Annotated in this window: 13 protein-coding genes; 2 read left to right on the forward strand and 11 right to left on the reverse strand. The window is 59.3% G+C overall.

What is annotated here, in order from left to right:
* Positions 1-22 precede the first annotated feature (22 nt).
* The 6 genes from BST95_RS14870 to BST95_RS14895 all read right to left on the reverse strand — a co-directional run bounded on the left by BST95_RS14870 (position 23) and on the right by BST95_RS14895 (position 5,723).
* Entirely contained in the window at positions 23-1,660 is a 1,638-nt protein-coding gene (locus tag BST95_RS14870) for a CTP synthase (protein WP_084200340.1), read from the reverse strand.
* A gap of 119 nt (positions 1,661-1,779) precedes the next feature.
* Positions 1,780-3,135: a tRNA lysidine(34) synthetase TilS gene (tilS, locus tag BST95_RS14875; protein ID WP_084200341.1), complete on the reverse strand. Its 1,356-nt coding sequence runs from the start codon at positions 3,133-3,135 to the stop codon at positions 1,780-1,782.
* Positions 3,136-3,149: 14 nt separating this feature from the next.
* A complete protein-coding gene (gene accA / locus BST95_RS14880) occupies positions 3,150-4,097 on the reverse strand; it encodes an acetyl-CoA carboxylase carboxyl transferase subunit alpha (RefSeq protein WP_084200342.1) in 948 nt (315 codons plus the stop codon).
* A gap of 106 nt (positions 4,098-4,203) precedes the next feature.
* Positions 4,204-4,470: a hypothetical protein gene (locus BST95_RS14885; protein ID WP_205737285.1), complete on the reverse strand. Its 267-nt coding sequence runs from the start codon at positions 4,468-4,470 to the stop codon at positions 4,204-4,206.
* Positions 4,471-4,644: 174 nt separating this feature from the next.
* On the reverse strand, positions 4,645-4,977 hold the full coding sequence (locus BST95_RS14890; RefSeq protein ID WP_084200344.1) for a hypothetical protein: 333 nt from the start codon (positions 4,975-4,977) through the stop codon (positions 4,645-4,647).
* Between the two features lie 86 nt (positions 4,978-5,063).
* Positions 5,064-5,723, reverse strand: coding sequence for a class I SAM-dependent methyltransferase (locus BST95_RS14895; protein WP_066051678.1), 660 nt, complete (start codon positions 5,721-5,723; stop codon positions 5,064-5,066).
* Between BST95_RS14895 and BST95_RS14900 the strand changes: the two genes are divergently transcribed.
* The gene (locus BST95_RS14900; protein WP_084200345.1) at positions 5,722-6,414 is read left to right on the forward strand and encodes a pseudouridine synthase; all 693 of its coding nucleotides are present in this window, start codon (positions 5,722-5,724) and stop codon (positions 6,412-6,414) included. The genes BST95_RS14895 and BST95_RS14900 overlap by 2 nt on opposite strands.
* 139 nt (positions 6,415-6,553) lie before the next feature.
* Here BST95_RS14900 and BST95_RS14905 read toward each other — a convergent pair whose 3' ends face one another.
* Both BST95_RS14905 and cueR read right to left on the reverse strand, forming a co-directional pair.
* Positions 6,554-7,660, reverse strand: a complete 1,107-nt coding sequence (locus tag BST95_RS14905; RefSeq protein ID WP_084200346.1) for a permease — start codon at positions 7,658-7,660, stop codon at positions 6,554-6,556.
* Positions 7,657-8,058 (reverse strand): Cu(I)-responsive transcriptional regulator, encoded by a 402-nt coding sequence (gene cueR, locus BST95_RS14910; protein ID WP_084200347.1) that lies wholly within the window; start codon positions 8,056-8,058, stop codon positions 7,657-7,659. The genes BST95_RS14905 and cueR overlap by 4 nt, the downstream gene beginning before the upstream one ends.
* A 180-nt stretch (positions 8,059-8,238) precedes the next feature.
* Between cueR and BST95_RS14915 the strand changes: the two genes are divergently transcribed.
* The gene (locus BST95_RS14915; protein WP_084200348.1) at positions 8,239-9,552 is read left to right on the forward strand and encodes an aminotransferase; all 1,314 of its coding nucleotides are present in this window, start codon (positions 8,239-8,241) and stop codon (positions 9,550-9,552) included.
* A gap of 27 nt (positions 9,553-9,579) precedes the next feature.
* Here the strand turns inward: BST95_RS14915 and recJ are convergent, their stop codons facing one another.
* Genes recJ through BST95_RS14930 form a run of 3 tightly spaced genes read right to left on the reverse strand, consistent with a single transcriptional unit; the run spans position 9,580 to position 14,039 of the window.
* Positions 9,580-11,313, reverse strand: a complete 1,734-nt coding sequence (recJ, locus tag BST95_RS14920; protein WP_084200349.1) for a single-stranded-DNA-specific exonuclease RecJ — start codon at positions 11,311-11,313, stop codon at positions 9,580-9,582.
* A 7-nt stretch (positions 11,314-11,320) separates the two neighbouring features.
* The gene (gene thrC, locus BST95_RS14925; RefSeq protein WP_084201195.1) at positions 11,321-12,718 is read right to left on the reverse strand and encodes a threonine synthase; all 1,398 of its coding nucleotides are present in this window, start codon (positions 12,716-12,718) and stop codon (positions 11,321-11,323) included.
* A 10-nt stretch (positions 12,719-12,728) separates the two neighbouring features.
* Positions 12,729-14,039, reverse strand: a complete 1,311-nt coding sequence (locus BST95_RS14930) for a homoserine dehydrogenase (RefSeq protein ID WP_084200350.1) — start codon at positions 14,037-14,039, stop codon at positions 12,729-12,731.
* Between the last annotated feature and the right edge of the window lie 28 nt (positions 14,040-14,067).

Consider the following 14,067-nt stretch of genomic DNA (forward strand, 5'->3'; position numbering starts at 1 on the left):
CTCTCGAACGGGCCGCAGCCCCTTAGTTGTCGCTACCGCCTGAATGGGCCAGTGCCGCTTCAATATAGCTGGTAAACAGAGGGTGACCACCGCGCGGACGAGACGTGAATTCCGGGTGGAACTGACACGCGACAAACCAGGGGTGCTCGGGCAGCTCAATCATCTCAACCAGCGAATGGTCGGTAGACCAGCCACCGATGCGCATACCGGCATCACGCAGCTGATCAACGTAATTGTTGTTGACCTCGTAGCGGTGACGATGCCGCTCTTCCACAGAGGGCACACCGTAAAGTTCGCGTGCCTTACTGCCCTCTTCCAGGTGACAGAGCTGCGAACCGAGACGCATGGTGCCGCCGAGGTCGGAGGACTCATCGCGCTGCTCGGTACTGCCATCGGCGTTCTGCCACTCGGTGATCAGGCCGACGATAGGATGTGGGGTGCCCGGCTCCATTTCAGTGGAGTGCGCACCTTCGAGCTGACAGGCATTGCGCGCGTACTCGACCAGGGCAACGTGCATACCCAGGCAAATGCCCAGGTAGGGAATATTGTTCTCGCGCGCGTAACGCGCAGCGGTGATCTTACCCTCGAAACCGCGATCGCCAAAGCCACCGGGAACCAGAATTGCATCGACATTTTCCAGCACGCCAGTGCCATCTTTCTCGATGTCTTCCGCGTCAATGTAATCGACTTTGACCTTAGTGCGTGTCTGCAGTCCCGCATGTGACAGAGACTCGTTCAAGGACTTGTAGGCGTCCAGCAGGTCCATGTACTTGCCGACCATGGCCACCCGCACTTCGCCGCCGGTCTTGTTGAATTCGCGATCCAGTACATCGTCCCAATCGGACAGATCAGCCTGACCACACTCCAGCCCAAAACGCTCGGTAACAAAATCATCCAGACCAAAGCCCTGCAGCATACCGGGAATACGGTAGACGGAATCGGCGTCAATAAGTGGGATAACGGCACGCTCTTCGACGTTGGTAAACAGCGAGATCTTCTTGCGGGCACTCTCTTCGATATCCACTGAGCAACGACACAACAGGATATCCGGCTGCAGGCCCAGGGCGCGAAGTTCTTTTACAGAGTGCTGGGTGGGCTTGGTTTTGATTTCACCGGCGGTGGGGATATAGGGCACCAGGGTCAGGTGCATGAGCAGCGCGCGGTTCGGGCCCATTTCAACTTTCAGCTGACGGGCAGCCTCAAGGAAAGGCAGGCTCTCGATATCGCCCACCGTACCGCCAATTTCCACCACGGCCACGTCGGCATCGCCGGCACCCATGATCACCCGACGCTTAATCTCGTCGGTAATATGCGGAATCACCTGTACTGTGCCGCCGAGGTAGTCACCGCGGCGCTCCTTGCGAAGCACTTCGTTGTAGACCCGGCCGGTCGTGAAGTTGTTGGTTTTGCGCATGGTGGTGCGGGTGAAGCGCTCGTAGTGACCCAGGTCGAGGTCGGTTTCTGCACCGTCCTCGGTCACGTACACCTCACCGTGCTGAAACGGGCTCATAGTGCCGGGATCAACATTGATATAGGGGTCGAGTTTAAGCAGGGTGACCTTGAGACCACGGGCCTCGAGAACGGCCGCGAGCGAGGCCGCTGCGATCCCCTTGCCAAGAGAGGAAACCACACCACCAGTAACGAACACGTAACGCGTCATGAAAAGCCTTTAATTACGCTGTAAATCCGGAAACACAGCATTCCGCCCCGGCATCTGAAGACGCTGGCGAAATACTGCAAAAAGATGGGTAACCAGACTACCAGAAAGGGCCCGCCAGCTCAATCGAATCCCGGTGCCACAGCCGGTTTCCAGTACAATTGCCAAGATGCCTCATCCTCTTCGCCGACATCGCCCCATCGCTCGCTGGCACAAGGCCCCAGCGCGCCCACTGCAAGAATCTCTCCGTCCAACTGTAGCAGGGGAACCCGATCCCGCCACCACGGGGGTATCGCGGCCTCCTGCAGGAGTTTTTTGAGGCTGGTACTGCGCTTGCGAGCCACTGGACGGCAGCGCTCGCCGCCCTCGCGAATGGCAACCTCAGGGCGCTCATCCAGGGCCAGCCACACCCCCTCCCCCTCGGCCCGCGCCAGGCCGATATCTCCTATACCCGGCAGCGTCAGCGACTGCCCCGGCGCCAATTCCGGCAGGGCCTCCGGTAAATTGTCCTGCGTTAGCAACAGGTACACCGCGTTCTGGAACCGTTGCAGCTGATACTGGCCGCAGTCCAGCCGCGGCGCAGCGTCTGCACCCGCCTCGCGCAATTGGCGCAGGAACTCCGCCAATGCCAATGCATCCGGCGCCGGGTAGCCGCCGAGTTTCAGCCAGTCACGCAGGGTAGCGGCCGCGGTTTCACTGTCAGGTTCCACCAGGCTGGACACGGGCAAACCCGGGTCGCCCACACAGGAAAATTGCGTGGCTGGCAGCTGTCGCGCCTCGCGCAATGCACTGGCTGCAACGGCCAGATGATCGCCAGCGCGCGTCACCGTTTTGCGGTAACCCGGCCAGCGAGCTGCCAATAGCGGCAGCACTTCGGCGCGCAGATAATTGCGATCCAGCGAGGTATCGCCATTGCTGGGGTCTTCGATACAGCTGAGCCCGTGCTCGGCCACATAGGCTTCCAGGGCTGAGCGTGGCGTGTCCAGCAGCGGGCGGCTCAACCGCCCCGCGCCCAACGGGCGCGCCGCCGGCATAGCGGCAAGCCCCTCTACCCCGGCTCCGCGCAGCAACCGCAGAAAAAGTGTTTCCACCTGATCGTCCTGGTGATGGCCTAGAAACAGCACATCGCCCTCCCCCAGCTGGGCTTCAAACTGGGCGTAGCGGGCATCGCGAGCCGCCGCCTCCAGCCCTTCACCGTCAGCCTCCACACGCGCATCGAGCGCCTTGAAAGGCACATCCAGAAAGCGACAAATCCACGCACAGTGATTCACCCATTCTGCGGCCTGTTGCTGCAGGCCGTGGTTCACATGCAGGGCGGTAATAGCCGGCACATCGTCGCGACCGCGACGCCAGCGGGTAAGCAAGTGGAGCAATGCGGTGGAATCAACCCCGCCACTGAAACCAACGTACCAGTGGGGGGAGTCGAGAAGGTCGAGCAGTGTGGCGTCGAGCAAACTGTGATCCAGAGCGCGCGACATTGCGGGTCAGATCACTAGTTGCCGTAGGACATCAAGCGCTGGTAGCGCTTGGCCAGCAGGTCTTCGGTGGGCAGCGCCTGCAAGGAGTCGAGCTGCTTGATCAGGTGATCGCGAATACGTTCCGCCATCAGGTCCACGTCCCGGTGGGCGCCGCCCATGGGCTCGGGGATGGTGGCATCGACAATACCCAGATCCTCGAGCACGGACGAGGTCACACCCATGGCCTGGGCGGCATCGGATGCATGGGAGGAATCCTTCCAGATGATATTGGCGCAACCCTCGGGAGAGATTACAAAGTACGTGGAGTACTGGAGCATGGCGAGATGGTCGCCAACACCAATACCCAGGGCACCGCCAGAAGAGCCTTCGCCAATCACCACGCAGATAATCGGTGTCGCCAGGCGCGACATCACGGCCAGATTCTGGGCGATAGATTCAGAAATGCCCCGCTCCTCGGAATCAATACCGGGGTAGGCTCCAGGGGTATCGATGAGCGTTACTACGGGCATCTTGAAGCGCTCGGCCATTTCCATAAGGCGCAGGGCCTTGCGGTAGCCCTCGGGCTTGGGCATGCCGAAGTTGCGCATGACCTTGTCTTTCACGGCACGGCCCTTTTCCTGGCCGATGACCATCACCGGCTTGCCGTCCAGACGGGCAACACCGCCGACGATAGCGTTGTCGTCACCGAAACGGCGATCGCCGTGCAGCTCGTCAAACTCGGTAAAAATACGGGGGATGTAATCCAGGCTGTAGGGGCGCAGCGGGTGGCGCGCCACTTTGACGATGTCCCAGGCGCTGAGATTGCTGTAAATCTTTTCGGTGAGCCTGGCGCTCTTGTCCCGCAGGGTGTCGATCTCTTCGCTGATATTGATATCGGCGTCAGACCCCACCAATTGCAGCTCCTCGATCTTCACCTCGAGTTCGGCAATGGGTTGTTCAAAGTCCAGGTAATTCGGGTTCATCGCGCGCGCAGGTCCTACGTCATTTCAGCTGGCGACAGTGTACAGAAATTCCCCGCTGCGCTCCAACAAAGACTCAGCCGCAGGAACATAGCAAGCAGGGGTGTGGCTAATTTTCCAGGCTCTTCAGGGCGTCGGCATCAACCCCTTTCACGGCATCCTTGGCGATCTTGTCCGGGTCGTTCTTGTCCATTTCTTTCTTGATGCTATTTGCGCCGTAAGCTCCGGCAGCCGCGCTTCCCACCGCTACGGCCTGCTGCTGCAGCTTTATGCCCTCGGCCTCGCCCGCCAGCCAACCGGCCTCGTACTCGGCGTCTGTTTCGAAGCGCTCGTGGCCTTTGATGTAGGTTTCGTAATCCTTACCCTGCTCCTGCATGCCGCTATGCCTGCCATCGTGGAAGCCGGTGATAAACGCCTGAGAACGGCCCTGTTCCTGTAATGCTCCGTCGGTGGTGCCACAGCCGACTAATATCGTGGCTGAGCCAGCAGCGTTATTAAGATGCGCAACATCGCAAATCTCCTGTCGGGCTCTACGCCCTTCTCATTATGGTTATGAAATTCTAGTGGCCGTGGGCCGGGAAGCCGTTCTCCGGGGACAGGTGTGGCAGACGTCGCCATCGGGGTCCCGCCACTTGCCGACATGCCGGTCATAGTAGAAGCCCCCGTATTTACCTTTGTAGGTATCACTCTGCTTATGCTTGTGTGAGGGCTTGAGATGGAGATGCCCGGTCTGTGAATACGCGGCCATGTGCAGAGCCTCGAATTCGGGGATTTCAGTCATTACCGCCATTTTGTACTGCTGGCGGCGCTCGGGATAATCCGATGCGTATACTGCGGCAGGCGTTAACAGCGCGAAGCTCAGGAGCGCTGTGATTGTTTTCATAAAGTCACCTGATCGATCGATGTCGCTACACTCTCGATATAGCAACAAACCACCGGATGTCTTACCCCATGCTGCCCTAAAGGTGGTCAGCGAATGGCCTGGTAAATGCGCACATCACGAAACTCGGCGGACTCGTCGAGATCGGGGATCGTACAACTCTGCCGGCGATCAATCGCCCGATAGGGAGGATGATCAAAGTTCTTGACCCGGGAATCGGCAATGAGCACATGCGGGGCCCGGGCCACGAAACGCTCCAGCCAGGGGAAGTTCTCTCGATCGTAGAGCACGTCGGCCACAATGATCAGGTCGATATCATCCTGTACATCGAAGTAATCTTCGGCGAGAACCAGGGACACATCATTGAGCTGGGCGTTAAACTGTGTGGCAGCGATAGCCAATGGGTCGATGTCGCAGGCAACAACTTCGCGCGCGCCAGCCATGGCCGCCGCAACCGCCACCACGCCTGAGCCGCAGCCGAAATCCAACACGCGCTTACCGGCCACCTGTTCGGGATGATCGAGAATATAGCGGGCCAGCACCTGCCCGGACGCCCAGCAGAAAATCCAGTACAGCGGGCTGTCCATCACCGCCCACATCTCCTGCCTGTTCAGCACCTGGCGTGGATAATCCTCAGCCAGCAGCAACAACCGCAGCTCCGGGGCATCCGGCAATGGCATGACCTCCAGATGAGCACTGGGCAGAATGTCCCGCAGGCGGGCTTCAAGATTTTCACGATCGGGCGACATGGCGGCGGATTATACTTACACTACGCGCCATGTCCGAATTACCCCCTATATCGTCCCCCATAGCCAGGAAGCCATTCGCATTCTGCACGAGGATCACGACCTGTTACTGGTGCGCAAACCCGACCTGTTACTGAGCATCCCGGGCCGTCACCCCCTCAACAAGGATTGCCTGATTACCCGGCTGCAGGCGGACTATCCCACGGCCACGATTGTACACCGCCTTGACCTCGACACCTCGGGCATTATGGTCATCCCCCTGAACAAGCCCACTCACGCCCATATCAGCCGCCAGTTTCAGGAGCGCAAGGTAGAGAAATCCTATATCTCGGTCGTACACGGCATCGTCGAGAACGACGAAGGCGAGGTGGAACTGCCAATCCGCTGCGACTGGGAGCGGCGCCCACTGCAGATGATTGACCACGAACGCGGCAAACACGCCCTCACCCGCTACCGCGTGCTGGAACGCCAGGGCGACCGCACCCGCATGCTACTTATGCCTGTGACCGGACGCTCCCATCAGCTGCGCATTCATATGCGTGAACTGGGCCACCCTATTCTGGGCTGCGACATGTACGCTCATGAGGAGGCGCTGAAAATGGCGGATCGTCTGTTGCTGCATGCGACGACGTTGGGGTTTGAACACCCGGCGACCGGGGAGTGGCTTGAAGGTGAGTGTCAGCCGGATTTCTAGACGCTGGATACGTGCCAGCTCACTCTATTCGGCACCAGAACACCAAAGGCCTTTCCAGAACCGCTACAAGCACATCCATGTGGGCGTAGTGGTTTCGAGAGGATACGAAAGTTCTCAGCCCGACTAGCCCTGCACCAAATCAAAGATTATTAAGCACGTACCCAATCACCATCACCTGAGGCACGGTAATCAACGGCAGGAACAAGGCAATCTTCCAGGACCGGGTCGTGTCCTTGATCGACATCACCTCGGTGTAGTCAGTAGCCACCCCCGCCATCAGGAACGTAAACGCATTCCCCGGCGCCTGGGCCCGATTCATCAGGTCAGCGGCAATCGGCGTGGCACCCTCAGAGCACACTTCGATAATGGTCGTTGCCAGCAGAGTCAGCCAAAGGCCTGCAAAGGTCGCCCCAAACCAGGCAGCAAAGGCGTCCTCAGGCACCAGCGCACGAATGAGCCCAGCCAGAATGAGGCCAAACATCGACCAGCGAATCACCACCCGCGAGCCCGCAACCCCCTCTTTCAGCAGATCCACAGTACCCGCTGCGGAGAAGTGCATATCGCCGCGCAGCTCTGCCCACATTTCCCCCACCGGGCGCTCCTCACCGAGGGTTTCGCGCCAGGGATTGGCCGGCAAGGTGCCGCGACGGGTCAGCTGTTCGAAAATCAGCCCGGTGATAATGCCAATGACCAGTGACAAGCCGATAAAGAGCAAGGTCCAGCCGACACCGATCAGACCAAACAGAATCAGCGTCAGGGAGAAGGAGTTCCAGGGGCTGGCCAGCAGAAAGGCCATTACCTGGCCGGTGCTGGCGCCTCGTTCGTAGAGTTTCATGCCGACAGCGAGAATGCCGTGGCTGCACAGATCTAGAAAGACGCCCGCCAGGGTGGCCCGGAATAATCCGCGAACACCGGTATCGCGGCCCAGCACACCCATGACCAGTTCACGGGGAATACGGCTTAGCAGACCGACAAAAATAATCCCCAGGGCGATGCCCCACCAAATGGCGTTAAATAGTTCGAAAACACCGCCACTGAAGACGCCGATCACACTGCTGTGGTCGTGGGGATTAAACGCACCCCAGACGTAGGCGGCTGTAACGATCGTCAGGCATGCCCAGAGGAAGTAGTCGCGTCGGGCAGGCGCCTCACAGCAGGGGTCAACGGCCTCCGTCGCCGGGCTATTCACGTCAGGGTTGTCCGAGGCGCTGCCGCAGCAGCTGTCGTGCTCTGCATGGGTGCTCATACCGTAGCCTCCCCGCTAGCCAGGTCGTCGAGAATGGCACAGTCGGGGCCTGCATCGCCCTGGCAGCGCGCGGCCAGCCCCTCCAGGACCTCCTGCATCGCCTGCAGGCGAGCAATGCGCTCCTGTAACTGGGCGCTCTTTTCCAGCACCAGCGCCTTGGCGTGACGGCTCTGGCGACCGCTGTCGCGATGCAAGTTCAGCAGTTCCCGGCACTCATCGAGGTTAAAGCCTACATCACGAGCCCGGGCCAGGAACTTGAGTTCTTCCACTGCAGCGGGCTCGTAGTGGCGATAGCCATTTTCACCGCGCAGTGCGGGGGCAATAATGCCAATATTTTCGTAGTAGCGAATCGTCTTGCTGGACAGCCCGCTGCGGCGGGCGGCTTCTGAAATCTTCATCGGTATGACCTCTCATTCAGGCCCCAATCTAAACCTTCCAGCAACTGGAAGGTCAAGAAACTTTAGATTCTTACAACCCCAGGGGGTTATTCGCTGGATTACTGAGAAGTAGGAACATTACAATCGTTGCCAACTATTATTGGCGCGCAAGGCGCGCGCCATCCATTACGGGAATATTCGATGTCAGCAGTTATCTACCCAACCACGAACCTCACGGCGACCGAGCAGCTCAATTTTGATCGCGGTGAAGGTGTGTATGTCTATGACAAAAATGGCAAGCAGTACCTCGAAGGTATGGCGGGGCTTTGGTGCACCGGGCTCGGTTACGGCAACCAGGAGCTCATTGATACGATCAGCGCGCAGTTGAGCAAGCTATCATTCGCCCATAACTTTGGCGGCAAAACACACCAGCCAGTTATCGACCTGGCCGACAAGCTGGCCGGCATGGTACCGGTAGAAAATGCCAAGGTATTTTTCGGCCACTCCGGTTCGGACGCTAACGACAGCCATATCAAAATGCTGCGCTACTACTTCAATGCCATCGGCAAGCCTGAGAAGCGCAAAATCATTACCCGCGAGCGGGCCTACCACGGCGTTACCGTGGCTGCCGGTTCACTGACCAGCCTGCCCGCCAACCTCGCGCACTTCGATGCGCCGCTGGAGGCGCTGGGCATTCTACGCACCGACGCTCCGCACTTTTATCGCGGTGTACAGGGCGACGAATGTGCCGCTGAGTACGGCACCCGCCTGGCCAACAACCTCGAGGAACTGATTCTGCGCGAAGGTCCGGACACCATCGCCGCCTTTATCGCCGAGCCGATTACCGGCGCCAGCGGTGTGATTGTTCCGCCCCCGGGCTACTACGAGAAGATCCAGGCGGTACTCAACAAGTACGACATCCTGTTCTGGGCTGATGAGGTTATCACCGGCTTTGGCCGCACCGGCAACCTGTTCGGCTGTGACACCATGAACATTCAGAACCCGGCCATGATGACGTTTGCCAAGCAGCTGTCATCCGCATACATCCCCATCGGGGCCTCGGTAATTCGCGGCGACATGTACGAGCCCATGGTCGAGGCGAGCAACGAGGTGGGTATCTTTGGCCACGGCTTCACCTATTCTGGCCACCCGGTAGGTTGCGCCGCGGCACTGAAAACCCTGGAAATCTACGAGCGCGATGGTCTGTACGACAACGCGCGTGACGTCGGTGAATACCTGCAGCTGAAGATGTCCATGCTGGCGCGTTTTGACCAGGTGGGCGAAGTGCGCGGTGAAGGTCTGCTGGGTGCCATAGAACTGGTGGAAGATCGCGCCAGCAGAGCGCCGGCAACCGACCTGGCCAAGCGCGTGACCAAAGCCTGCCAAGACAATGGACTGATTGTCCGCAACGTGGCGGGTAATGCGATCGCTGTCTGCCCTCCCCTGATCATTACCAACGAACAGGTGGATGAGCTGGTCGACAAGCTCACCATGTCGCTGGAGCAGTGCCTGTAACAGAGGCCCTCTTGGGGCGCTCCGGGCTTAGGACTGGAGCGCCTCGATGTAGTCCACCATGAGCTGGACGCTTTTACGCCCCCGAAACTCATTCACATCAAGGCGGTAGGCCAGGCGTACGTCCTGGACCGTCTCGTCGGGCCATGTGTCCAGATCAATATTGAAAGCAATGGCGTCGATCAGTTGCGCGCTGCCAGCGGGTGACAGCACCAACTTGAGATGTTTCTCGCCCACCAAACGCTGATGCACGATACGAAACTCTCCATCGAATACGGGTTCTGGAAAGTGCTGGCCCCAGGGCCCGGCGTAACGCAGCACCTCGGCGAGCGTGAGGTCGAAATCATCCCGCTGTAACTCGCCATCGGATTCGATCACTGCCTGCAAGTGCACATCCTCGGCGTGGCGCTCCACTTCTGCCACGAACGCCGCATTAAACGCCTCATACGCGTCCGCTGGAATCGTCAGGCCCGCTGCCATGGCATGGCCGCCGAACTTGAGAATCATGCCCGGATGACGGGTGGCAACAGCGTCGAGAATATCGCGAATATGAATGCCGGCGATGGAGCGGGCCGAGCCCTTGATTTCACCGGCATCGCCATTGGCAAAGGCAATGGTAGGCCGGTGCAGGCGATCTTTGATACGGGATGCGAGGATACCAATCACGCCCTGGTGCCAGTCGCCCTGGTACAGGGTCATAGCCACAGGCACGCCCTCCTCTGCCAACGGCAGGCTATCGAGAAAGGCGAGGGCCTGGTCCTGCATATCCTGTTCGATAAGGCGGCGATCCTGGTTTTTCTGGTGCAGTTCCGCCGCCAGCCGGCGGGCACCGGCCTGCTCCTGCTGCAGCAGGCATTCAATACCCACGGAAATATCATCCAGGCGACCGGCGGCATTAATGCGCGGTCCCACGGCAAATCCCAGATCCGACGCTACCACCGAATGGAGATTGCGTCCCGCCACTTCCAGTAAGGCGAGAATACCGGCACGAGCGTGTCCGGTACGAATGCGCTGCAGTCCGGCAGCCACGAGAATACGGTTGTTCTGGTCCAGGGGCACGACGTCTGCCACGGTACCCAGAGACACAAGGTCAGTAAGGCGCCCCAGGTTGGGTTCTTTGCGCTGGTCAAACCAATCGCGCTTGCGCAGCTCTGCACGCAGCGCCAGCATGATGTAAAAGATGACCCCGACGCCGGCAAGGTTCTTACTGGGGAAATCGCAGCCGGGCTGATTGGGATTCACGATGACATCTGCGTTGGGCAATTCGCTGCCGGCCAGATGGTGATCGGTGATCAACGTCTTAACGCCCGCCTCTCGGCAGGCAGCGACACCATCGATACTGGAGATGCCGTTGTCGACCGTAATAATCAGGTCCGGCTTGTCACCGCGCAGGGCCAGCTCGACGATCTGCCGGCTCAGGCCATAGCCATATTCGAATCGGTTCGGCACCAGGTACGTCACCTCGGCCGCCCCGAATTCGCGCAGCGCAGTGAGCGCCAGCGCAGTGCTGGTAGCGCCATCGGCGTCGTAGTCGCCCACCACCAGAATACGCTCACCGCGCTCCAGGCTATCGGCTAACAAAGAAGCAGCGGTATCTGCGTGGGTCAGTTGTGTAGGGGGAATGAGCCGCGCCAGATCGAGCTCGAGCTCAGCCGCTTCGGCGACGCCCCTGCCCCGATAGACCCGGGACAGGATAGGGTGCAGGCCGGTGGCCTGCAGTTCGGTAGATTCGCCCGGCTCGCGCCGGCGGATGACCTTATCCACGCCCGGCTCAGGCGTTCAGGTTATCCGCCATAAAGGCCTGTACGGACCCGAGTTCATTGGGCAGCACTTCACAGCGTTCAGGACGGTCGAAGAGGTCGCGCAAGTGGTGCGGCAGCGTTGGCTCCTCGCCCAGGCCCGCCTCGGCAACAGCGCCGGGGAACTTGGCAGGATGTGCAGTTGCCAGGGTAACGACAGGCACACTGGCAGGCACGCCTGCTTCCAGAGCTGCCTTCACGCCAATGGCACTGTGCGGATCCAGCATGTATTCACAGCGATCCCATGTCGCTGCCATTTGCGCACAGGTCTCTTCATCGCTCACACACTGGCTGGAGAACAACTCGCGTGCTGCTCCCATCGCGTCCTCAGAGAAATGAATGTCGCCATTGTCGAAGTCGCTCATGAGCTGCGCAATCGCTGCGCCATCGCGCTGGTACAGATCGAACAACAGGCGCTCGAAGTTGCTGGACACGGTAATGTCCATGCTCGGCGACAACGAGTGTTCCAGGGGCTGACGGCCGTAGCTGCCGCTGGTCATTATCCGGTGCAATACGTCGTTGCGGTTGGTCGCAATAATGAGACGCTCCACAGGCAGGCCCATTTTATGCGCCAGATAGCCCGCAAAGATGTCCCCGAAATTACCGGTGGGCACCGAGAACGCGACTTTACGCGCAGGTGCGCCAAGGGCGACTGCGGCATAAAAGTAGTAAACGATCTGGGCCATGATGCGCGCCCAGTTAATGGAGTTCACCGCCACCAGGCTGCGATCGGAAGGCAGAAAGCTGCGATCGTTAAAGCTGGCTTTCACCATGGCCTGGCAATCGTCGAAGTTACCCTGCACCGCCAGGTTGTGGATATTGTCGCCCACTACCGTAGTCATCTGCTTACGCTGAACGTCGGAGACGCGCTCGTGCGGATGCAGAATGAAAATATCGATATTCTTGCAGCGCTTGCAGCCCTCGATAGCGGCCGAGCCGGTATCGCCAGACGTGGCGCCCATGATCACAACCTTCTGGTGCTTGCGCTCCAGCACGTAATCGAGCAGGCGGCCCAGCAACTGCAATGCGAAGTCTTTGAACGCCAGTGTGGGACCGTGGAACAGTTCCAAAACCCACTGGTTGCTGTCGATCTGCACCATTGGCGCGACCGCTTCGTGACGAAACTCTGCGTAGGTTTCCTCGAGAATGGCTTTGAGATCCGCCTCAGGAATACAGTCATCAACAAACGGCGTGATAATTTTTTGCGCGAGCTGCGCGTAGTTCATGCCGGCCATAGCCGCAATTTCGGCTTCGCTGAATGTAGGCAGCGTTTCGGGCACGTACAGGCCGCCATCAGACGCCAGGCCTGTCAGGAGAACTTCTTCAAAATTTAGAGCCGGGGCCTGGCCACGGGTGCTGATGTACTTCACGTTTTGTTCCTCAACCGTCCAGCGCTTCGACACGAATGCGCGTGACTTCTCCTGAAATTGTATCCAGACCTTCTATCGATGCTACCGCCCTATCGACATTGCCCTGCACGGCCTTGTTGGTGAGCAGGATGAGCGGTACGCGGGTTTCACCCGCGGCCGGCGCTTTCTGAATCAACGCCTCGATGCTAATGCCCTGGTCACTGAATATGCTGGCGATCTGCGAGAGTACGCCGGGCTTGTCTTCGGCCTCCATACGCAGGTACCACGCGGTGCTGACACGCTCCATGGGTACGATAGGCAGATCCTGCAAGGCATCGGTTGCAAAGCCCAGGGCGGGTACGCGGCACTGCTGACCCGCACCCAACTCACGCGCAAGATCGACGATATCTGCCACTACTGCTGATGCCGTAGGCTCTGCCCCGGCGCCAGCGCCGTAGTACAGCGTTGGACCCACCGCATCACCTTCTACGAGCACAGCATTCTTCACACCGTTGACGTTGGCGAGCAGGCGCGACTCCGGAATCAATGTGGGATGAACACGCAGTTCCACGCCTTCATCACTTTGCTTGGCAACACCCAGGTGCTTGATCCGATAGCCGAGCTCTTCAGCGTACTCCACATCCTGCGTGGTAAGACGGGTAATGCCCTCGGCATACACTGAGGAGAACTGCAGCGGCATGCCGAACGCCAGCGATGCGAGAATCACCAGCTTGTGAGCGGCATCAATACCTTCCACATCAAATGTGGGATCGGCCTCCGCGTAACCCAGTGCCTGCGCCTCGGCCAGCACATCGGCGAAATCACGGCCCTTCTCGCGCATCTCGCTGAGGATAAAGTTGCCGGTGCCGTTGATAATGCCCGCCAGCCATTCAATCCGGTTGCCGGCCAGGCCTTCGCGCAACGCCTTGATAATAGGGATACCGCCGGCCACGGCGGCTTCGTAGCGAATCACCACATTGTTCTGTTCGGCCAGCGCAAACAACTCGTTACCGAATTCAGCAATGAGCGCCTTGTTGGCAGTCACAACATGCTTGCCGTTCGTAAGCGCTTCAGTCACCAGGTCACGAGCTACCGTCGTACCGCCAATCAGTTCGACCAGCACATCGACTTCCGGGTCGCGAGCCACCTCGAAAATATCTCGGGTAACACGTGTATCCCCAAGATCACAGGCCGGGTTATCGCGACGCGCACCCACCACGGTAATCTCCAACTCGCCTTGGGCGCGGGCATTAATGGCCTGCGCGTTACGAGTGAGGACGTTAAACGTGCCGCTTCCCACGGTGCCCAGGCCGCAAATTCCGACCTTTACTGGCTTGCTCATACTGTTGCTATCTCCAGCGCTGCGGCTC

The sequence above is a fragment of the Halioglobus japonicus genome (assembly GCF_001983995.1).
Taxonomy (GTDB): Bacteria; Pseudomonadota; Gammaproteobacteria; order Pseudomonadales; family Halieaceae; genus Halioglobus; species Halioglobus japonicus.